The organism is Rhizobium tumorigenes, assembly GCF_003240565.2.
Lineage (GTDB): Bacteria > Pseudomonadota > Alphaproteobacteria > Rhizobiales > Rhizobiaceae > Rhizobium > Rhizobium tumorigenes.
Map to the genome: position 1 here is coordinate 554662 of NZ_CP117255.1, position 21132 is coordinate 575793.

Consider the following 21132-nt stretch of genomic DNA (forward strand, 5'->3'; position numbering starts at 1 on the left):
CGTGTTTTGGCGTAATACGCCTCGCACCCAGAGGCGCGTCAGCCGCTCGCCCGCAGCTGTTCGAAGTCGCGAGCAAGATTGCGATATCCGGCCCCCGGATGGGGTGCTGCCAGTCGCGGTCCCCCGGCGCCGAGTTTTTCTCGCAACGTCCCGGCCGTGTACTCGGTTTTGTAGACCCCGCGCTTCTGTAACTCCGGCACCAGCAGGTCGACGGCATCCTCGAAACTTTCCGGCGTCACGGCGTAGGCGAGGTTGAAGCCGTCGACATCGGTGTCCTCGACCCACTCCTGCAGGAGGTCGGCGACGGTCTGTGGCGAACCCACGAACACCGGACCAAAGCCGCCGATGCCAACCCAGTCGGCCATCTCGCGCACCGTCCAGACCTTGTCGGGATCGATGGTGGTAAAGGTTTCGACGGCCGATTGAACGGCATTGGTATAGCGATGCCGCAGCGGCTCGTCGGGGCCGAACTGGCTGAAGTCGATGCCGGTCCAGCCGGAGATCAGCGTTAGCGCACCCTCGTAGGAGACGTATTTCCGGTATTCGTCGAACTTCTTCTTCGCTTCGGCGTCGGTTTCTCCGAGGATGACGGTCTGCAGGTTGAAGGCGAGGATCTCGCGCGGATTGCGGCCGTTGCGCTCTGCTGCCTCCCGCACATTGGCAACGTAGCGCTTGAGCACCGGCTTCGATGGCGCGGCTACGAAGATGCATTCGGCGTGCGCCCCGGCAAAATCCTTGCCTCGGCTAGAGGCGCCTGCCTGGTAGAGCACCGGTGTGCGCTGTGGCGACGGTTCACTGAGATGGATGCCCGGCACGGTGAAGTGCTTGCCGGCATGGCCGATCGGGTGGACCTTCTCGGGGTGGGTGAAAATGCCGGTCGCGCGGTCGCGGACAACGGCGTCGTCCTCCCAGCTGCCCTCCCAGAGCTTGTAGCAGACTTCAAGATATTCCTCCGCCAGGTCGTAGCGGTCGTCGTGCTTGGACTGCGCCTGCTGGCCGATGTTGAGTGCGCCGCTGTTCAGATAGGAGGTGACGATATTCCAGCCGACACGGCCCTTGGTCAGATGGTCGAGCGTCGAGATACGGCGGGCGAAGGTGTACGGGTGTTCAAAGGACAGCGACGCAGTCAGGCCGAAACCGAGATGCTCGGTGGCGTGCGCCATGGTCGGGATCAGCTGCAGCGGATCGTTGACCGGCACCTGTGCGGAGTGGCGCAGCGCCGCATCGACATTGCCGTTCAACACGTCGTAGACGCCGAGCACGTCGGCGATGAACAGTCCGTCGAACTTGCCGCGCTCAAGCGTCTTTGCTAGATGCACCCAGTAGTCGAGATCCTTGTATTTCCACGACTGGTCGCGCGGATGGGTCCAGAGACCCGGCGACTGGTGGCCGACGCAGTTCATGTCGAAGGCATTCAGCCTGATTTCGCGGCTCATGATATTGGTCCTTTCGCAGTAAAACGATGCTACCGCAGCAGTTGCTAGCTTCAGGCATTGCTACGGTTGAGGCCGTAGGTGAGGGCGAGGGCACCGACCAGCACGGCGCCCTTGACGAAATCCTGGGTGTAATAGGGGGCATTCAGCATGGTGAGACCATTGAGCAGCACGCCGACGAAGACGGCACCAGCAATGGTGCCGAGCACGTTCGGACGGCGCAGGCCGAGCACTGCATAGCCGATCAGCGAGGCCGCAACGGCGTCCATCAGCAACGATCCGCCCGAAGACACGTCACCGCGGCCAACCCGGGCGGCAATGATGATGCCACCGAGCGCCGCAAGCGTGCCGGAAATCACGTATGCCAGCGTTTTCAGGCGCACTGTCGAGGCGCCGGCCAGTCGCGTGGCCACTTCGTTGCCACCAGTAGCAAACAACAGCCGGCCGATGCGGGTCCTCTCGGTCAGCACGTAGAGAGCAAAGGCCACCAGCGCCATCAGGACGACGGAGACCGGTACGATGCCGAACAGGCTGTGGCGGCCGATAAGCAGGAAAGAAGGGTCGTAGGCGCCGGATGCCTTCGATCCATCCGGCAGCACCAGCCCCGCCGAGATCGACCGACCGGCCGTCGGAATGAGCTGCAGGCCGGACAAAAGGAACATCATGGCCAGCGTCGCCAGCAGATCCGGCACCTTCAGCCTGACGATCAGCAGTGCATTCAGCAGGCCGACGACAGCGCCGAGCGCCAGGACCAGAGGGACGGTCTCGTAAACGTCGAGCCCCCAGACAATCATAGCATAGCTGGCCGCCATGACGCTCGAGGCGGCGACGGCACCGATAGAAAGGTCGAAGCCGCCGACCGCAAGCGTCACCGTGACGCCGGCGCCGAGGATGGCAACGACGGAGACGGCCTGCAGGATGCTCATCAGGTTGCCAAGGTTGATGAAGGCCGGCTGGGCGCTGGTGAAGATGACGATAAGCGCGGCGAGAAGGATGAAGACGGCGCCAGTGCGCACAAATGAGTGAAGGCTGGCGATCCACCCGCGACCGCCGATGCGCTGTTGTTGGAGGCCGTTTTCCGTTTCGAAAGATCTGCTGTCGGTAGCGGTCATGCCGGTACTCCTTCTCTGGTGTCTGCGTTGCGGTCTGGCGCAAGCGACTGCAGCCCGTGGCGATCCATGACGAGGATGCGGTCGGCCACTTCAATCGCTTCTTCAGGATCGGAGGTGGCAATCAGCGTGGCGCGATCTTTGCGGGTGCGGATCGCCTGGATGATGTCCTGACGTGCACCGACATCGACACCCTGGAAGGGTTCGTCGAGAAGCAACAGGCGGCTCGGTTCCGCCTCCCACCGAGCCAGCACGACCTTCTGCTGGTTACCGCCCGACAATGTCCACACGGATGCTGAGGGTCCGGTGGCCTTGATCCGCAACCGGTCAATTGCCTTTTCACCCTCGCGACGCTCGCGGTCGCCATCGAGGAACCCATGCCGGGACCATTTTGCCAGATGCGGCAGGCTGATGGTTGCAGCGATGCTGTTGCCAGGCCAGGAGGGCGGCATCAGCGACGAACGGTGCCGGTCCTCGGCAGCCATGGCGACGCCGGCGGCAATGGCGTCGGCGGGGCGTTTCGGGCGGTAGGGCAAGCCGCCGAGCGCCATTTCGCCAGACGAAAGCGGCAAAAGTCCGAAGATCGCCGACAGGAGCCGGCTCTTGCCGGCACCAAGGACGCCGGTTATCGCAACAACTTCTCCGGCCGACACGTCAAGATCGAAAATTGGGCTTCCGGGTAAAAGGCGCGCGCGCCGCATCGTGAACACAGCTTCGCCTTGCGCCACCCCCACGCCCGGACGCACAGACCGAAGCGGGCGACCGATCATCGCCTCTATGGCGCGGTTAAAGTCGATCGGTTGCCCGAAAGCGCCGACGATGGCACCGCCGCGCATGACCAGTGCCCGGTCGGCAATAGCCTGCAGATCCGCCGTGCGATGGGAAATGTAGAGGATCGCGAGCCCCTTCAACCGGGTTCGCCGCAGGATATCGAACAACCGGCTGCTCTCGTTCGCCGACAGGCTGGCAGTGGGTTCATCCAGGATCAGCAAATCTGCCCTATTTGCCAAGGCTCTCGCAATCGCCACAAGTTGACGTTCCGCGGCCGACAACTTTCCAAAATCTCGGTCAAGTGGCAGCTCGAAGCCGGCGATGTCCAGGATTGCCTGCGCCTGTCTGCGAATGCTGGCTCGCGAGACGAAAAAGGGCAGGCTGCCATCGGCGAAGCTGTTGAGCAGAAGCGCATCAGCCACCGTTTGCCCTGGTGCGCCGACAAGATCGGTCGATTGGTGCACCGTCACTATACCGGCCATGGCCGCCTCGGCCGGGCTGCCGGGCGCAAATTTCTGCCCCTTGAGCCGCATTTCGCCGCCATCGGCCGGCAGCACACCAGCCAGTATCTTCACCAAAGTTGATTTTCCGGCACCGTTCACTCCCATCAAAGCGACGATCTCGCCGGGCTCGATGGACAACGAGACGCCATCGAGCGCCTTCGTCTCGGCAAAGCTGCGGCGGAGGTTGAGGACATCGACTAGAGGCACGGGCGAACTTTCGTTGTTTCGACAATTCTGCCAGCTGCGATGCCGATGAGACAGGCAAAGCCTTGCTGCCAAGAAGCTGCCCAGGAAACAAACAATCTCCTTCAGCCGGAAACAACGCATCAAACAGTCTACAAATTCAATAGGGAATTCGATCTACTGGAATCGCGTCACCTGGGCGGTCAAACGGTCTGTCGCACGACGCCCGATGGACCCGACGGACATGGAAAAGGAATGCGAACATGAGATCTTATCTACGGCTCGCCGCCGGCGCCGCCATCCTTCCACTTCTGATGAGCCAGGCGTCTATGGCCGGTGGCATCACCGGCGCTCCTGCGCCGTTCGACAAGGGTGGCGTCAAGCTGGCCCTGATCAGCTACATCTCCGCCGGTGACTTTTTCCAGGCCTACCAGGCCGGGGCAGTGGCCCAGGCCAAGGCGCTCGGCATCGACCTTCGTATCTTCCCGGGAAGACAGGACGCATCGGAGCAGCGCGAGCAGATCCTGCAGGCGATCAATCTTGGCGTCCAGGGCATCGTCGTCGACCACGGCCTGCCGGAATCGCTCACAGACGTGGTGCAGCAAGCACTCGACAAGGGCATCAAGGTGGTTGCCTTCGACGTCAACCTCAACAATCCCAAGATCCCGCAGGTAGAGCAAAGCGACCATGCTCTCGCCAGGCAGGCGCTTGAACTGGCCGCAAAAGAAAATGGCACCGCGTTCAATGCCGCCTACGTCTATGTTGCCGGTTTTGCGCCTCTCGACCGCCGCAATGAGGTCTGGGAAAAATTCAAGGCCGACAATGCCGGCGTCGTCGAGAAGGCGCGTTTCGGCAATGTCAGCGACACGACGGCGACGACGACCGCTGATCAGGCAAAGGCGGCCCTGACGGCAAACCCGGACATCAAGGTGGTCTTTGCGCCCTACGATGAATTTGCCCGTGGCGTAAAGCTGGCGGCCGGCGATCTCGGCATCAAGGACAAGATCCGGATCTATTCCGCCGACGTGTCGACAGCCGACATCCAGGAGATCACCGAAGAGGGTAGCCCATGGGTTGCCACCGTCGCGACCAACCCGGCAGTCGTCGGAGCGGTCTCGGTCCGCGCGGCGGCCCTGGAGATTGCCGGTCAGCCCGTGCCTCACCAGATCACGGTCGAGCCTACCCTTTTGACCCAGGCAGCTCTCCGCACCGCCGGCGTCAAAACAATCGAAGACCTGGCTGCCAAGCTGCCGGCCTTCAATACGAGCGGCGCGGCCACTGCCAGCTGGATCCCGCAGGCATTGTTCTGATCATCGGCGGCGAGGGCAGGGCGTTTCCTACGCCTTGCCCTCCGCATTTTTCAATTGGAGGATTTGAAATGAGCCAGTCGAATGTCGTCTTCGCCGCAACCCACGGCATCGGGCGCGAAGCACTGTTTTCGAGGGCGGTCGAGCTTTCCGCAGATTTCGCCCGTCGCGGTGCGGAACTTGATCGTGATGGCCGGCCGCCTATCCCCGAAATTGTCCGGTTGAAGAACGCCGGTCTTCTCAATGCGCTGCACGCGGCCGAGATCGGCGGGGGCGGCCTAGACTGGATCGATGCGCTGAAGCTTGTGAGGATCATTGCCCGTGGCGAAAGCTCGCTTGGGCAGCTGCTTGGCTATCACTACGTCAACAGCCAGTCGATCTACTGGTCCTTCGCCGACCAGTCGCGCGCCAAGGCGCTTGGCATTGAGACGGTTGCGCGCAGCCTCTACTGGGGCGCTGCCGTCAATCCCCGAGATCCGGGACTGGTGTTAACGTGGCGCGGCAACGGCTATGTGCTGAACGGCCGGAAAACGTTTTCGACCGCTGCACGCGTCTCCGACTACATCAACGCCAATGCCCTGCTCGATGGCCAGATCGTCAATTTTGCCGTTCCGACCGACCGACCCGGCTATATCGCCAATGACGACTGGGACAACATGGGCCAGCGACTGTCGGACAGCGGCAGCGTGGAGTTCCGCGATTTCCCGGTCTATGAGGGCGATTTCGTCGCGCCGCCTGCGGATGCCGATGCGCCGCCGCCCGTGCTCGCGACCTTCAATACGCCGCTCATTCAGCTGGTGTTCGTCAATTTCTACCTCGGCACCGCCGAAGGGGCACTGGCTGCGGCGCTGGATTATGTTCGCACGACCACGCGTCCCTGGATCACCTCCGGCGTTGCTCGCGCTGGCGACGATCCCTATATCCTGGAGCGGGTCGGCGAATTCACGGCATCCCTGAAAGCCTCGGTCGCACTTGCGGATCTCGCCGCAACGGCCGTTCAGGCAGCCCTGTCCCGCGGCCACGATGCAACCGCCCGTGAACGCGGTGAAGCGGCGGCAGAGGCCTACGCTGCCAAGGTTCACGCAACGCATGTTTCGCTCGACATCACTTCGAAAGTCTTCGAGATCATAGGCGCGCGCGCAACGGCCTCGAAATATCGTTTCGATCGCTACTGGCGCAATGTGCGGACCCACACCCTTCACGACCCGGTATTCTACAAGGCCAGGGAAGTCGGTGACTTCGTGCTCAACGGGACGATCCCGGAGGTCAGTCTCTACAGCTGATCTACATTCGAGAAAAGTTGGAAGGCCTCGTTCGCGACAGCGAGCGGGGCCTTCTGAGATCGACGCTGTCCGACACATGGAGCTTCCCGCGATCTGCGGGGAGGCTTTTTTCTAGGCGTGCTCTATAGCGCGCCGCTCCTCGGCGGCTTGACGCCGTTCAGATGATAATTGCCGATGACGTGATATTTCCAGCGGACGGGGTCGTGCAGCGTATGGGTGCGCGCGTTACGCCAGTGGCGATCCAGATTGAGACCTGCCCGGGTCGATGACGTACCGGCGAGCTCGAACAGCGTCGTCGACGCTTCCAGGGCAATTTCGGATGTCAACACCTTGGCTGTCGCGACTGCTAGGGTCGCGTCGATGGCATTTGCTTCCGTCGGGTCGATTTGGGCGATGTCGATCTTTCGCCCGGCCCGTTCGACAACGGCAGACGCAGCCTCGATGCGGATCGCGATCTGGCCCAGCTTGGCAATGGTCAAAGGGTCGTCCGATGCCTTGTCGACACCGCTGTTCGTCCATGGGCGTGACTGGGTATTGACGAACGTGATGGTGTCCTGAAAGGCAGCGCGGGCGATGCCGAGATCGATGCCGGCGTGAATGATCTGGCCGACAGAGCCGATCGTGGTCGCCCGTTCGAAACCTTTGTGGTGTGCGACGACGGCATCGGCCTGCACATAGACGTTGTTGAGGATCGTGGTGCCGCTGCCGGTGGTTCGCTGGCCAAAGCCATCCCAGTCATCGATAATCTCGACGCCTTCCGTGCCCCGCGCCACGAATGACATGGTCAGCCTGTCGTCGGCATCGAGCGCGAAGATCGTAACCCAGTCGGCAAAAAGAACGCCCGTCGAATAGAACTTGCGACCGTTGATACGATGGCCGATGCCGTCCCTGGTAATGCGGGTGTTGTAGTGGCCGACCGTCTTGGTGCCTTTTTCCGATAATGCATTGCCGAACCGGTCGCCTGCCAGCGCCCGACCGAAGAAAAAGCGTTTCTGCTCTTCGCTGCCGTCGACCCGCAGCGCTTCAAGAATATAAAAATGGTTCTGGGGAATCTGCCCGATCGACGCATCCGCTTCGGCAAGGATGGCAGTGACCTCGGCCAAGACAGCATTTGAGACATCGAGACCGCCATATTCGGATGGCACAGTGATCGCGAGCAGTCCGGAGCGCGACAAGGCATCCAGTTCGGCAAAGGGCATCGTCCGCTCCAGATCTCGAGCGGACGCCGTTTGGGCAAAGACCTTTGCCAGCGTTCTCGCGGTCGAAATCGCGTCTTCCTCGCTCTTCAGCGCGAGCACCGGTTCCGCACCGTCTCGGTTAAGCAGCCGCAGTTCACCCATAGGCTTTCCTCCCGTCGCATCTTCCTGCAAAGGTACGGACGAGCCGTTCGGCTTAAAAGTTAAAACCACCTATTTTATAGACCTAGTGAAGAAATTCTGACTTCATTGTACCGACTTTCCAGTCGGTGCACCGGGATGCGAACGTTCCCAGTCCGTCGCTTATCAACATGATTTTCGGCCAGACGTGCTTTGGCGACGAACTGCCTGCCCAAGCGATGGTGTTCAACCGAACCCGGCGGGCAGCCGAAAACCTCGACTGGTGATATTTGTACGTATTCAACATGCGTGGGATATCCGCGCACAAATGGAATCCTCAACCAGGCTCCTTTGTTTCAATCATTCCACTATCAGCGCCGTTCAAGGCAAAGCCCCCGACGAAGGTACCCCCGATGTCTGATTTCACTGCGTCGCTCCGTGTTGTCGAACCCTATCCCGGCATTTTTGCCTATTACGACGGACGGATCGAGGGCAGGCGGCTTCATTCGACCAAGCCGAACTGGCTGGACGACGGGGCCTATTCGCTGGGGATTGCCTCCTATGCCATCCTCGATGGGACCGAGGCGCTGGTCTACGACACTCACATGTCGCTGGCCCACGCAGCTGTCATCCGCGATCATCTCGAGGCGCTGGGTGCAAGATCGATCCGCGTCGTGCTCAGTCACTGGCACACCGACCACATCGCCGGTAACGCCGTGTTTGCCGACTGCGAGATTGTCGCGCTAAGGCTGACGGCAGATGCGATGGAGGCCAATCGCGAAAAGCTGGAGAGCGGCGATCCACCGATTGCGCCATTGGTCATGCCCACCCGGCTTTTCGAGACGAAACTCGAGCTGACGGTCGGCAGGCGTCGCATTGAACTTCATCATTTCGACATCCACAGTGCCGACGGCAATGTTCTCTGGTTGCCGGATGAGGGCATATTGCTCGCCGGCGATACGCTGGAAGACACGGTCACCTACATTTCCGAGCCGCAGAATATCGCCACGCATATCCGCGAACTCGCGCGGATGTGCGAATGGCCGATCAAGCGCATTCTTCCCAATCACGGCGCCTTCGAGCGCATCGCCGACGGCGGCTACGCGCCCACGCTGATCGATGCCAACCGCCGATATCTCGTCGCAATCAGCGACGTTGCGGTCGGAAAAACGGTGGCGGATGATGATCTCGCAAGCTTCGTCGCCGATGACATCGCAACCGGCGCAATCCTGTACTTCGCGCCCTACGAAGCCGTGCATGCCGAAAACAATGCAGCCGTCCTATCCGGGAACAAGTCGGCAAGTTAAGAGCAGTTTTGCAATAGCCATCTGTCAGGCGACACTTGTCCCGCAATAGGCCGCTTCCATTGCCATCTTCGGCGACAAGCCATAGAGAATATAAGTGTTTTCGTAACTATTCACGGATAGTGTTTTCGCATGAAAAATCATCGCGTTAAACCGAAAGAGGAAGGAAATCGGGACTCCGAGCAGCTCAGGCTTGAAACGCTGGAGATGCTGGGTTTGCTGGATCCCGTGGCCGAACGTGACTTCGATGTCCTGATCTCGATGGCGCGCCGGACACTCGGCTGCAGTATCGCCCTGCTTTCTCTCGTCGGCTCCGATCGCCTGTTGTTCAAGGCAAGGGCCGGCATAAAGTTTACCGATACCCCGCGTGAACATTCGTTCTGCTCGACGACCGTGGCGCTTGAAGAACCGCTGATTGTTCCGGATGCCAGTCTCGATCCGCGTTTCGCAGAAAGTCCGCTCGTGAAGGGCGAGCCTCATTTCCGTCTGTATGCCGGCGTGCCCATACGCGCTAAAATCTCCTACGGCAGCGATGTGTCCGTCGCGATCGGCACCGTGTGCGTCATCGATGACAAGCCGCGTGTTCTCAGTGCGGAAGAACTGGAGTCCATCTCGGACATTGCGCATCTCGTCGAGTCGATCATCAATGCACGCCTGACCGCGCTGTTTACCGCGCAGATTGCCGATGAAAGCGAAGGTCTCGTTCGCAGTCTCTATCGCGAGCAGATACAGCTCAAGCAAGCCGAACGCATGGCCAATATGGGCTCATGGCGGTTGATGCTCGGCAACAATCGACCGGAGTGGTCCGATCAGGTTTTCGCCATTCACGAGTTGCCGGTGGGCCAGATGCCGCCGCTTGAAAAGGCATTGGACTTCTATCCGCCGCATGCTCGCGAGACGGTGTCCGCGGCTATAGAGCGAGCAATCAAGACAGGCGAACCCTTCGAAGTCGAGACCGACTTCATCACTGCCAAGGCCAATGCACGCAGGGTCAGGTGCGTCGGGGAAGTCGAGCTTAGAGAAGGCAACCCGGTGGCAGTCATCGGCGTCTTTCAGGACGTTACGGCTCGATACGAAATGGAGCAGGCTCTCCGCCGCATCGCCGGCACCGACGACCTGACCCAGCTGGCAAATCGGGCGCAATGCAATCTGGTTCTCGACGCGCGGCTCGATCATGCGCGGGCGCATGATGAAACACTGGCGTTGCTGCTGATCGACCTCGATGGTTTCAAGGCAATCAACGATCAATGCGGACACCTTGCGGGCGACGATCTCCTGCGCCTCATCGGCGACCGGCTGAAAGCACCTTATCTCTCCCGTTGCTTTGTCGCGCGCCTTGGCGGCGACGAGTTCGTCGTCGTTGTTTCGGACCCGGCTGATGTCGCCGACTTCGAAAAGCTGCTCGAGCGTTTGCTATCCGATTTGAGACACACCGTCATCAAGGGGAACGGACTGCTACAGATATCGGGCAGCATCGGCATATGCTGGCTGGATGACACGGTCACCAGCCGCAGCGACCTCGTGCAACGCGCCGACGTCGCCCTATATGCCGCAAAACAGACACAGCGAGGCACCGCCCAGACACACGCCCCAGAGAAGTGGCAACAGTCGCTGGGGCTGTAGAAACGGCTCGAAGCTTCATTGCGTATGAAGGAGAATGCTGGAGCGGCCAGTTGCCTCTGCGGGCCGACGCGAACAATCTCCATCGCCGGGACAGCCGGCTATTCGCCCAAAAGCAAATGTTTCTACACGCTAAGAGTGAGCAGGGCGGGCGTAGAGGTCGACAAAAAAAACACTGCCGGCTGAGCCGGCAGTGTTCCAGAGGTGCTGACGCGTGAATGCGAGCCGAGCACTCTTGCTTAGTATTGATCGTCGTTTGATCGATCAGACGAGCCGCTCATCTTTTCGATGATCTGCATCAGCGTATCCGCGCAGACCTTGGTCGGTTCGTCGTCCGCGCACTTGACGTCTATCTTCGTTCGACCGTCCTCGATCCGGAAATGTGCGGCCTTCGACGGTGGCGGTGGCGGACGGTGGTGCCCGCCCATACCCATCTCGCGAGGACCGGGCGGCGGCGGTGGCGGCGCATCGCGACCCGGCATTGGCGGAGGTGGAGCGTCGGTGGCGTCGCTCATGACTTCCGGCACTGCGGAATGCGGCGGTGGCGCCATCTTTTCCTGTGCTACCGGAGGAGCAGGCGGAGCCGGCTGCGGCGAAGCCGTCTGGGCAAAGGCCGATGTCGTCAATGCGGCGATGGCTAATCCGGTCACTAAAATGGACTTCATGGGGTTTTCCTCGTGCGTTGATAGCACCGGTTAACCCGGGGGACGCCGTTTCGTTCGAGCGGGATGGAGATTTAGTCGGGGAGGCCGGCTCATCTATGCGGCCGGCGTCAAGCAGGGCTATTCTTTGGGGCATAAATAAAGGTAGCCGAACTTGATTTAAGGACGTTGGAGCCTAATGATCGCTCGCCGTAAGTGCTACCACGGCTGTTACCAGGCATGTATCAGCTGCAACACCGAGGTAACGTCATGCTCAGACCTTTTGTGCCTTCGCAAGATTACGAGCGGTCGAGGCAATTCTACGAAGCAATCGGATTTGAAGCCCATTATGCAGACGCAAGAATAGCCGTAATGTCCAACGGAACGGACAGCTTCATCCTGCAGAATTTCTACGTGAAAGAGATGGCGGAGAACTTTGTCTTGCAGTTAACTGTTCCGGACGCCAACGCATGGTGGGCCAAATACGATCCCACCCATGTTGCCAAGCGGTTCAGAACGAAACTGCCTACGTCACCGATCTTGCAACCTTGGGGCATGATTGTCGGATTTGTTCACGATCCGTCGAGTGTCCTTTGGCAAGTGACTGAAGCGAGGCTATGATCCGCAGACGGTACGCCGGATCACTGCGGAACCGTCCACCTCGCACTCGCAAGCACAATATTCCCATCAACGACGCTAAACCTCCCATCTTTATACCGCATCGCAACATTCCGCCGTATTTGTCGCCTTTCAATTCTTCTGGGATCGATTACGATTGGCCTTCGAGGGGCATGCGCAATGGTCAAGTGGGTTTACACATTCGGCGAAGGCAAGGCGGAAGGCCGGGCCGGCGATCCAGAGCTTCTGGGCGGCAAGGGTGCCAATCTGGCGGAAATGTGCAGCCTCGGCCTGCCTGTGCCGCCTGGGCTCACCATCATTGCCGATGCCTGCTGCCTGTACCTCGGCAATGGCCGCAATTTTCCCGACGAGATGAAGCGCGAGGTCATGGCGGGCCTTGCACAGATGGAAGCGATTGCCGGGCGGCGGTTTGGCGGCGCCGAGCGTCCGCTGCTGGTGTCGGTGCGCTCCGGTGCCCGCGCCTCCATGCCGGGCATGATGGATACCGTGCTCAATCTCGGCCTCAACGACGAGGCAGTCGAGGCGCTGGCAATCGATTCCAGCGATCCGCGCTTTGCCTGGGACAGCTATCGCCGCTTCATCCAGATGTATGCCGATGTCGTTATGGGCATCGACAACGAGGTGTTTGAGGAAATCCTCGAGGACGAGAAGGGCCGGCTCGGCCACGAATTCGATACCGATCTGACAGCCGGCGAGTGGCAGGCGGTGGTCGTGCGCTACAAGGCCGTCATCGAGGAGGATTTCGGCAAGACCTTCCCGCAGGATCCGCATGACCAGCTCTGGGGCGCGGTCGGCGCCGTGTTTGCCAGCTGGATGAACCCGCGCGCCGCCACCTATCGGCTGCTGCACAATATTCCGGAAGCCTGGGGCACCGCCGTGACCATCCAGGCCATGGTGTTCGGCAATCTCGGCGACGAATCGGCAACCGGCGTCGCCTTCACGCGCAATCCCTCTACCGGCGACAAGGAGCTCTACGGCGAATTCCTGGTCAAGGCGCAAGGGGAGGACGTGGTCGCCGGCATCCGCACGCCGCAGAGCCTTACCGAGGCTGGCCGCATCGCCTCCGGCTCCGATCGCCCTTCGATGGAAAAGCTGATGCCGGCAGCCTTCGCCAGCTTCAGCCGCATCTGCGCCGAGCTCGAGGCCCATTACCGCGACATGCAGGACATCGAATTCACCGTCGAGCGCGGCAAGCTTTGGATGCTGCAGACCCGCGTCGCCAAGCGCACGACGCAGGCGGCGATGAAGGTCGCCGTCGACATGGTCGCGGAGGGCATCATCAGCGAGGACGAGGCCGTTATCCGCATCGATCCATCGACGCTCGACCAGCTTTTACATCCGACCATCGATCCGCGCGTCTACCGTGAAGTCATCGGCAACGGCCTGCCGGCATCGCCCGGCGCTGCGACCGGCGCCATCGTCTTTTCCGCCGATGAAGCGGTGGCTGCAAGGGCAGAGGGCCGAAAGGTCATCCTCGTGCGCGTCGAGACCAGCCCGGAAGATATCCACGGCATGCATGCGGCGGAGGGCATCCTCACCACGCGCGGCGGCATGACCAGCCATGCGGCAGTCGTCGCGCGCGGCATGGGCATCCCTTGCGTCGTCGGCGCCGGCAATCTCCGCCTCGATGTCCGCAACGAGCGGCTGATCGCCCCCGGCATGTCGTTCGGACGCGGCGACATCATCACCATCGACGGTTCGGCCGGCCACGTCGTCAAGGGCGCGGTGCCGATGACCCAGCCGGCGCTGTCCGGCGATTTCGCCCGCATCATGGCCTGGGCCGACGGAACACGTCGCATGACGGTGCGCACCAATGCCGACACGCCGGCCGATGCGCGTGCCGCACGGGCGTTCGGCGCCGAAGGCATCGGCCTTTGCCGCACCGAGCACATGTTTTTCGAGGGCGACCGGATCCATGTGATGCGCGAGATGATCCTTGCCGAAAACGAGGCCGGACGCCGCACCGCCCTCGACAAGCTGCTGCCGATGCAACGCTCGGATTTCACCGAGCTGTTTGCGATCATGCACGGTCTGCCCGTTACCATCCGCCTGCTCGATCCGCCGCTGCACGAATTCCTGCCGAAGACCGATGCCGAGATCGCCGAGGTCGCCGCCGCCATGAACATATCGCCTGTCTTCCTGCGCCAGCGGGTCGATGCGCTGCATGAATTCAACCCGATGCTCGGCCATCGCGGCTGCCGGCTGGCGATTTCCCACCCCGAAATCGTCGAGATGCAGGCCAGGGCCATCTTCGAGGCGGCGGTCGCAGCGGCGCGCGCGACCGGGGCTGCGGTGGTGCCGGAAATCATGGTGCCGCTGGTCGGTCTCAAGTCCGAGCTCGACTACGTCAAGGCCTGCATCGATGAGGTTGCCGCCGCAGTGATGGGCGAGGCGGGCATGAGCATCGACTATCTCGTCGGCACGATGATCGAATTGCCGCGCGCAGCCCTCAGGGCCCACGTTATCGCCGAGGCTGCCGAGTTTTTCTCCTTCGGCACCAACGACCTGACCCAGACGACCTTCGGCATGTCGCGCGACGACGCCGCGGCCTTCATCCCCACCTATCAGCGCAAGGGGATCATCGAGCGCGATCCGTTCATCTCGCTGGATTTCGACGGGGTTGGCGAGCTGATACAGATTGCCACCGAGCGCGGCCGGCGCACCCGGGGCGATATCAAGCTCGGCATCTGCGGAGAACATGGCGGCGATCCCGCCTCGATCCATTTTTGCGAATCGATCGATCTCGATTATGTATCCTGCTCGCCGTTTCGCGTGCCCATCGCAAGGCTCGCGGCCGCCCAGGCAACGATCAAGGGGCGGAAGTGACGATGCGAGGCGTTTCGTTTACCAAAATCGTGCTCTAAACAGAGGCTCGATACTGTCCTTTCCGGCCGCCGATCCGATGAGCCCCCGATGACCATTCGTTTCGATCGACCTATCTCCGGTGCTGCAAAAGCGGCGCGACTGGTCGCGGCCTTCGCGCTGGTGCTGTGCATCCTGGCGTTGCTCGACCATCGCTTCGGGCCGTTGACCACGCCCTATCTCGCTCTCTTCTTGCTGGTATCGGCAGCCCTTGCAGCCGTGGCGGTGCTTTTGGCCGTCATCGGCCTGGCGCAGCTCTGGAAAACCGGCGCGGTTGCCGGTGTCTCGTCGATGAAGGCGCTCGTCTATGCCGCCCTGCCGCTGGCTCTGCTTGGGCTTGCGACGCAGCGATACGTTACCCGCCCGCAGCTTTTCGATGTGACGACCGATCTTGCCAATCCGCCGGCCTGGCTTGCCCAGTCGCGCGTCGACGCACTCTGGCTGGCAAGGGACGCAAGGATCACGCCCGCTACCCGCGAGGCGCAGGGCATGGCCTATCCGGAGCTGACCGGCAGGCGCTACGAGGGGGCGATGGACCGCGTGCTGCTGGCGGTGAGGAAAGTCGCCCGCCAGCGCGGCATCGCCTTCGTCAAGGCCGAAGGCACGGAGATCCGCGACCCCACCATCGACGACCTGCCGGTCAAGCCGCAGCGCGGCGGGCCGATTGTCATGGCCCCTGATATCGGCCCCATCCCGATGAAGCGGCCGGAGGGCGTGCTGGAAGGTGAGGATCCGATCGCCACGCTGATCCAGCGCGTCACCGACGTGACGCTGCAGGGCGAGACACGGACGAAAATCATCGGCGTGCCGCTTGACGTTGTCATCCGCCTGCATGAGGAGGCGGAGACGACGCTGGTCGATATCCGCGTTGCATCGCGCTACGGCGCCCATGATCTCGGCGTCAGCGCCGGCGTCGCCGAGGCCTATCTGAAGGCGCTGGATGCGGAGCTACTCGGCATCGCCGGTAACTGAGCGCTACGACAGGAACCGCGCCCGCTCCTGCGGCGTCGGCACGTAGCAGCTCTCGCGCCTTCCGGCGATATCGAGGCGGTGGCGGGCGATGAAGCCATAAAGGTTATCGCGCCATCCGCGTGGAACGATGCGCGCCACGCCGGCCAGCGACCACGGCAGGCCGAGCCCGGCGAGGACGCGCAGCGTCGCATCGGATTTCAGATAAGCCCGACCGTTCTCGAGCAGCATGTTCGTCTCGTAGTCGCGGGTCTCGAGGCCGTAGTGCCGGTAGAGCGCATCGCCGAGCGGCGTCTGCGCGGCGATGAACCGGTAGCGATCCCTGCGGTCCTGGTTAAGCACGAAGCGGACCCAGGCCGAACAAAAGACGCAATGGCCGTCGAAGACGATGATCGGCCGCCCGTCGTCGAAATCGGGAACGGCAGCATCGTCGCGATAGCTGAAGTCTCGTGTGCGCGACATGGTCATCCCTCTTGTCCGGGCGTTTTATAGGGGCCTCAGGCGGCCGGGCGGTACGTGCCGAGCAGCGATGGCGGGCCGTCGGTTGCTACCATTCCCTTTTCCACCAGATCTTCCAGATGCGCCAGCACGGAAAGGGCGGCAGCGCCATGCAGGCGAACATCGGTATCGCGGTAGATGGCTCGCACCATGTCGAAAATCAGCCGGTCTCCGGCCTTGATGCGCTCATGGATCGCCCTTTCGCGCATCCGCCGATGCGTGCGCAGGCCGCGCATGAAAGAGGCCGGTTCTCGCACCGGGCCGCCATGGCCGGGAAAGAAGATCTTGTCGTCGCGCGACAGCAAGCGCTCGAGCGAAGCCATGTAATCGGCCATCGCCCCATCCGGCGGCGCCACCACGCTGGTGGCCCAGGCCATGACGTGGTCGGCGGAAAACACGATGCCGGATCCTTCCAGCGCAAAGCAGGCATGGTTGGCACAGTGGCCCGGCGTCAAAAGCGCCGTCAGCGCAAAGCCGTCACCGAAAATCGTCTCGTCGTCGGCCACCGCGATATCGGGCACGAAATCCATGTCGGCGCTTTCCGCGAAGGGATTGATTTCACCCTCATGCAGCGGACGTGCGGCCCGGTGCGGTCCCTGTCCGACGGTAAGCGCACCCGTTTCCTGCCGCAGTCGCCGTGCCAGCGGCGAGTGGTCGCGGTGAGTATGGCTCACAAGGATGTGGCTGACGGTGCGGCCGGCAAGCACCGCCATCAGCGTTTCGAAATGGGCAGCACTGTCCGGTCCGGGGTCGATGACTGCGACCGATGAGCCGGCGCCGACGATATAGCTGTTGGTGCCATGGAAGGTGAAGGCGCTGGGATTTTCGACCGTCAGCCGCTCGACGCCGGGAGCCACAGGCACGCCACGGCCATAGCCGGGATCGAAGGAGCGGTCGAAGTCGGGGCTTGCCATGTCACTCTGCCAGTTCTCGCCCGGCGCAGGCCGAACGATCCAAAGTACGTTTCCCCTCCCGCCGTAGCATAGCGCCCCCGGAACATCAGAAAAATATGCTGCCTTGCAAAACTTAGTGATTGTGACGGCGGCTCCGCTTTGCTAATCAGGCCTCGGTTCGGCGACACTGTTGCCGGACCATGCTGGGGCGTCGCCAAGCGGTAAGGCAACGGCCTTTGATGCCGTCATACCCTGGTTCGAATCCAGGCGCCCCAGCCAGAAACTTATTATTAAATAAGACCAATAACTTGCCGGAATTCAATTTTGTGATGTGGTCTGTTCTAGGGGACCTAATTAGGTGTTGAGCAAAAAGATCGTGCCTATCTCAGCTTGTTAGAACCATGTTGAAAATTTGCCAAGCAAAGCGGTCAGTATCGAACCAAGCGCTGTGCCGATTAGGCCGATTGCGATTGTTTCAACGTTTCGGCGGAAAAACCCTTGTGATGGCCGGTAATACACTGGTTGCCTGAAAAAATCACCATAGCCGCCCCATCCGTGGCCGATTGCGAACGCCGCGGTGATAATAATCGTCACCAAGTTCACTGCAAGTTGAACTGGATCCGACATCGCAGGCATGTATCCAGTCCAAGTCAGTAAGCCAAGTAAAATTATAATTATAAAAAAATAAAAACTAAATTTGTGAATAAACTCAGAGAAACGATCCAATAAAGATTTCCTTTTGGCGAGCTCCTGTGAGAATGATTTGGCCAAAATTGTGTGATGATCACCTCCTACTAGAGGGTAAATGCTATTATAAGAGGAAAAGTTAACAGTAATTTCTTTGGAGTTGATCTGAGGTTTGCCGCTAAATAGACTTTTATGATTTTTGATATCACCAATACTATCAAATCCCGTGTTGAGGTTCTTCGCCGTCACATCAGTTAATTGAAGAACCTCAACCAGTGACACTAGATCATCGACTGATATTGAAACGCGGCCTATTGGAAAATTCGTGTTTTGACGCGAAATATCTCTAACCATTTGGATTGTCTTTTCTGCGAAATTAGAAGCTATTTGTAACAGGAGTGCCTCTGGACGTTGTGCCGTCATGGCTGCGTATAAGCAAGAGAGGCCCGCTGATCTTCACCGGCGGGCTTATGTAAATCAAAGTGATGTCTTTGGTTTCACCTTCGGCGCAATCACCGGCGTCAGCTCCTGTCCGTGAATTCCTGCCCCAAAAGTGCCACCCGGCGTTTCCAATATCGAGAACGTGTCGTTACCGGCATCAGACGACCGATTGTTGAATACCCAGTTGACGGGCTGCTCAGTGCCCGTAGTTAGAGCTACACGAAGCTCAGCTAAATTATGAATTGCATCAATTCGAATCTGGTCAACGTCATCGAACTGATTGATGCAGTCGGAGCCGCCAATAAATCGGCAAGCCATTAGTCGCTCAGCTGCTGATGCAGACGCTACCTGAATCAGGATCAAGGTAGCGGCTACCGCGCCGAGTTTCATGGCCAGCTCCGGAGGAGTGTTGAGAGGTTCGGCTTAAGTTCCCGGTCGCTTTCAGGGAGCAACGGTTCCATGCTTGCCAGCGAAACCATTTTGCCGCCTTCTCTGCCGATAAATAAATGATGTTTATCAAAGCTGTAGCAGGCAATGTGCGCAATCGTTTTGCCGATGTTATTGCCGCATCGAATTTCCGGCTTTCGCCGCTTCGGTAAATGCAACCGGCCAGTCCAGACTTCGTCCGGCGCCATCGCCATGCCCGTGCCCCGTCACCAAACTCTTGTGTCCGCATCGCTCATCGTGGCATGAGGAGATCTTTGTGCAGGAGGCGGGGTTATGATCGGAGCGCTGTTGGCGGCAAGGCGGTGGACGGCCTGGGTGTTGGTTGCTTGTCTTTTCGCAAGTGCGCCGGCCAGTGCCACGCCGGTGCTGGTTGTCGATACGGCAACACGGCAGGTCCTGTACCAGGAGGACGCAGGCGCGCCGTGGTATCCGGCCTCGACGACCAAGCTGATGACGGCGCTCGTTGTTTTCGAAGCCCTGCGCGCCGGTGAGGTGAGCCTGACGACACCGGTGGTCATGACGCGCAATGCCACGAAGCAGGCGTTTCTCGAATCCGGCCTGACCCTTGGGCGAACGATGACGCTCGAGGACGCGCTGTTTGCGGCGCTCACGGCATCGGCCAACGATGTCGCCGTCGCCCTTTCCGAAGCGGTGGCGCCCGATGAGGCGTCGTTCGTCCAGCGCATGAACGCGGAGGCCGTGCGCCTCAAAATGACCGGCACCCACTTTTCCAGTCCCAACGGCCTGTTCGACCGGAAAAACTATACGACCGCGCGCGATCTCGCGATCCTCGGAATGGAGATCGACCAGATGTTCCCCGAGTATCGGCGCTTCTTTGCGGCGACGGCTGTGACGATCGACGGCAAGGAGATCAAGTCCAACAATGCCTTGCTCACCAGCTTCAATGGCACGATCGGCATGAAAACCGGCTTCCTCTGTGCTTCCGGCCGAAACTATGTTGGGCTGGCCATGCGGAACGGGCGGCGTGTGATGGTGGTCCTTCTCGGCGCCACGACGGAGCGGGAGCGCAACGAACGGGCAGCCCTCTATCTGACGCAGGCCTTCGACGGCCGGCTGTCCCCGTCGGGTCCCGTCGACGATGTCCAGAATCGCACCGATATCGCACCGGAGGACATGCGTATCCGGCTCTGCACGGCCAAGGCAGCAGCCTATGAGGCCAGTCGCGATACGCTCTATCCGATGGGCTTGCCGGGCCAGGAGACCTATCTGCGGGACCAGATCCCCGGCCAGATCCACGAGATCAGAACGTGGCCGACGGAAATCGTACCCGACGTACCGGCCCCTCCGCGCCGTCCCTCGTGATCCGGAGGACGGGCCGCTTCTGAGGGGTCGCTTTGCAGTGATATCAGCAGTGCAAGGTCACGGGCTGGAGACCAGCCGTCCTCACCGCGGCCGTTTCACCGCATAGCGCAGATGCAGTGCGCCGTGGCCGAGGGGTTCGCAGGAGATCAGCGAGAGCTCGGCTTTCCCCGTCAGGCCTTCCTCGCCGTGGGCGATGATGCGGTCGCTGCCGTCGCGTGCCTCAAGCGCAGGTGCCACGACGAAACTGAGTTCGTCCACCAGTCCGGCGGCCATCAGCGAGCCGTTCACGGCGGCACCGCCTTCCAGCAGAATGCGGGTAATACCGAGTTCGCGGCCGATGAGGTCGAGCATCGCGCCGATGTCCATCTCAGGTGTTTCCGACACCACATAGGAGACGCCGTCGGCAGTCAGTTCTGCCAGATGGCTGTCGGGCACATCGCGTCCCAGCAGCACGACGACATGGTCGCCGTAGAGCGCATCGCTGGAAAAATGCAGCTTGCCGGAGCGGTCGAGTGCAATCGCGAAACTCGTGGCGGCGATGTTGGCAAAATGATGCGGCCGCCTGACATCGACCGGTGCCGCCGGCGGATGGGCGCCGGCCTTGGAAATCTCGGCCATCGTCACGCGCCCGACCATCCAGGCATTGGCATCGTGTGCCTTGTGGACTTTCTCATACAGCGCCGACCAGTCTGCGCGGCTCCCATCCGGGCTTGTCGTCCAGCGGCTCGGATGCAGACTGCCATCCGGCGATGTGAGCATGAGGCAAATAACGCGAGGTCTCATCTGGCCAATCCTCTGTATTTAAAGCGTGTGAAGAGGACATATAGGCAGCGGCCCGTGATCGAAAAGATCGCCAGCCTTGACTGATTTCGGCCGCCATTAAAAATCTGTTGCGAACATACT

The 21132-nt window shown here is 60.8% G+C and carries 19 protein-coding genes and 1 tRNA gene; 9 read left to right on the plus strand and 11 right to left on the minus strand.

Translation table 11 applies throughout. From position 1 onward, the window contains the following. Positions 1-38: 38 nt before the first annotated feature. From PR017_RS02705 to PR017_RS02715, 3 genes are read right to left on the minus strand one after another with little or no spacing between them, the layout of a single operon-like run. Positions 39-1436 (minus strand): LLM class flavin-dependent oxidoreductase, encoded by a 1398-nt coding sequence (locus PR017_RS02705; RefSeq protein ID WP_111220086.1) that lies wholly within the window; start codon positions 1434-1436, stop codon positions 39-41. A 50-nt stretch (positions 1437-1486) separates the two neighbouring features. Further along, complete coding sequence (locus PR017_RS02710; RefSeq protein ID WP_111220088.1) at positions 1487-2545, minus strand: ABC transporter permease; 1059 nt, start codon at positions 2543-2545, stop codon at positions 1487-1489. After that, positions 2542-4023: a sugar ABC transporter ATP-binding protein gene (locus PR017_RS02715; RefSeq protein WP_111220090.1), complete on the minus strand. Its 1482-nt coding sequence runs from the start codon at positions 4021-4023 to the stop codon at positions 2542-2544. The genes PR017_RS02710 and PR017_RS02715 overlap by 4 nt, the downstream gene beginning before the upstream one ends. 239 nt (positions 4024-4262) lie before the next feature. Here PR017_RS02715 and PR017_RS02720 point away from each other — a divergent pair, with 239 nt between their 5' ends. Together PR017_RS02720 and PR017_RS02725 are read left to right on the plus strand one after the other, a co-directional pair. After that, positions 4263-5309 (plus strand): substrate-binding domain-containing protein, encoded by a 1047-nt coding sequence (locus PR017_RS02720; protein ID WP_111220092.1) that lies wholly within the window; start codon positions 4263-4265, stop codon positions 5307-5309. 68 nt (positions 5310-5377) lie between these two features. Next, positions 5378-6589 (plus strand): acyl-CoA dehydrogenase family protein, encoded by a 1212-nt coding sequence (locus tag PR017_RS02725; protein ID WP_111220094.1) that lies wholly within the window; start codon positions 5378-5380, stop codon positions 6587-6589. A gap of 122 nt (positions 6590-6711) precedes the next feature. Here PR017_RS02725 and PR017_RS02730 read toward each other — a convergent pair whose 3' ends face one another. Then, entirely contained in the window at positions 6712-7929 is a 1218-nt protein-coding gene (locus PR017_RS02730; RefSeq protein ID WP_111220096.1) for an SfnB family sulfur acquisition oxidoreductase, read from the minus strand. A 389-nt stretch (positions 7930-8318) separates the two neighbouring features. On the opposite strand from PR017_RS02730, the gene PR017_RS02735 reads away from it, so the two are divergent. Beyond that, positions 8319-9212, plus strand: coding sequence for an MBL fold metallo-hydrolase (locus tag PR017_RS02735; RefSeq protein WP_111220100.1), 894 nt, complete (start codon positions 8319-8321; stop codon positions 9210-9212). Between the two features lie 129 nt (positions 9213-9341). After that, the gene (locus PR017_RS02740; protein ID WP_111220102.1) at positions 9342-10832 is read left to right on the plus strand and encodes a sensor domain-containing diguanylate cyclase; all 1491 of its coding nucleotides are present in this window, start codon (positions 9342-9344) and stop codon (positions 10830-10832) included. Positions 10833-11068: 236 nt separating this feature from the next. On the opposite strand, the gene PR017_RS02745 is transcribed toward PR017_RS02740, so the two are convergent. Continuing rightward, positions 11069-11494, minus strand: coding sequence for a hypothetical protein (locus PR017_RS02745; RefSeq protein WP_111220104.1), 426 nt, complete (start codon positions 11492-11494; stop codon positions 11069-11071). A gap of 348 nt (positions 11495-11842) precedes the next feature. Between PR017_RS02745 and PR017_RS02750 the strand changes: the two genes are divergently transcribed. The 3 genes from PR017_RS02750 to PR017_RS02760 all read left to right on the plus strand — a co-directional run bounded on the left by PR017_RS02750 (position 11843) and on the right by PR017_RS02760 (position 15943). Beyond that, positions 11843-12091, plus strand: coding sequence for a VOC family protein (locus PR017_RS02750; protein ID WP_206423168.1), 249 nt, complete (start codon positions 11843-11845; stop codon positions 12089-12091). Positions 12092-12268: 177 nt separating this feature from the next. After that, positions 12269-14935, plus strand: a complete 2667-nt coding sequence (gene ppdK, locus PR017_RS02755; RefSeq protein ID WP_111220108.1) for a pyruvate, phosphate dikinase — start codon at positions 12269-12271, stop codon at positions 14933-14935. A gap of 87 nt (positions 14936-15022) precedes the next feature. Further along, positions 15023-15943, plus strand: coding sequence for a DUF1499 domain-containing protein (locus PR017_RS02760; protein ID WP_111220109.1), 921 nt, complete (start codon positions 15023-15025; stop codon positions 15941-15943). A gap of 3 nt (positions 15944-15946) precedes the next feature. On the opposite strand, the gene PR017_RS02765 is transcribed toward PR017_RS02760, so the two are convergent. Continuing rightward, positions 15947-16408: a thiol-disulfide oxidoreductase DCC family protein gene (locus PR017_RS02765; protein ID WP_111220111.1), complete on the minus strand. Its 462-nt coding sequence runs from the start codon at positions 16406-16408 to the stop codon at positions 15947-15949. Positions 16409-16437: 29 nt separating this feature from the next. After that, the gene (locus tag PR017_RS02770) at positions 16438-17352 is read right to left on the minus strand and encodes an MBL fold metallo-hydrolase (RefSeq protein WP_111220113.1); all 915 of its coding nucleotides are present in this window, start codon (positions 17350-17352) and stop codon (positions 16438-16440) included. A gap of 183 nt (positions 17353-17535) precedes the next feature. Between PR017_RS02770 and PR017_RS02775 the strand changes: the two genes are divergently transcribed. Continuing rightward, positions 17536-17610, plus strand: a tRNA-Gln gene (locus PR017_RS02775). Between the two features lie 114 nt (positions 17611-17724). Here the strand turns inward: PR017_RS02775 and PR017_RS02780 are convergent. The 3 genes from PR017_RS02780 to PR017_RS02790 all read right to left on the minus strand — a co-directional run bounded on the left by PR017_RS02780 (position 17725) and on the right by PR017_RS02790 (position 19100). Further along, positions 17725-18372 carry a hypothetical protein gene (locus tag PR017_RS02780; RefSeq protein ID WP_133255587.1) on the minus strand — a complete coding sequence of 216 codons (648 nt, stop codon included), beginning with the start codon at positions 18370-18372 and terminating at the stop codon, positions 17725-17727. Positions 18373-18495: 123 nt separating this feature from the next. Further along, positions 18496-18849, minus strand: coding sequence for a hypothetical protein (locus tag PR017_RS02785; RefSeq protein WP_111220117.1), 354 nt, complete (start codon positions 18847-18849; stop codon positions 18496-18498). Then, positions 18846-19100: a hypothetical protein gene (locus tag PR017_RS02790; RefSeq protein WP_133255588.1), complete on the minus strand. Its 255-nt coding sequence runs from the start codon at positions 19098-19100 to the stop codon at positions 18846-18848. The genes PR017_RS02785 and PR017_RS02790 overlap by 4 nt, the downstream gene beginning before the upstream one ends. Before the next feature lie 79 nt (positions 19101-19179). Here PR017_RS02790 and PR017_RS02795 point away from each other — a divergent pair, with 79 nt between their 5' ends. Then, entirely contained in the window at positions 19180-20229 is a 1050-nt protein-coding gene (locus PR017_RS02795; protein ID WP_240538983.1) for a D-alanyl-D-alanine carboxypeptidase family protein, read from the plus strand. Between the two features lie 81 nt (positions 20230-20310). Here the strand turns inward: PR017_RS02795 and PR017_RS02800 are convergent, their stop codons facing one another. After that, complete coding sequence (locus PR017_RS02800; RefSeq protein WP_111220119.1) at positions 20311-21012, minus strand: RibD family protein; 702 nt, start codon at positions 21010-21012, stop codon at positions 20311-20313. Positions 21013-21132 lie beyond the last annotated feature (120 nt).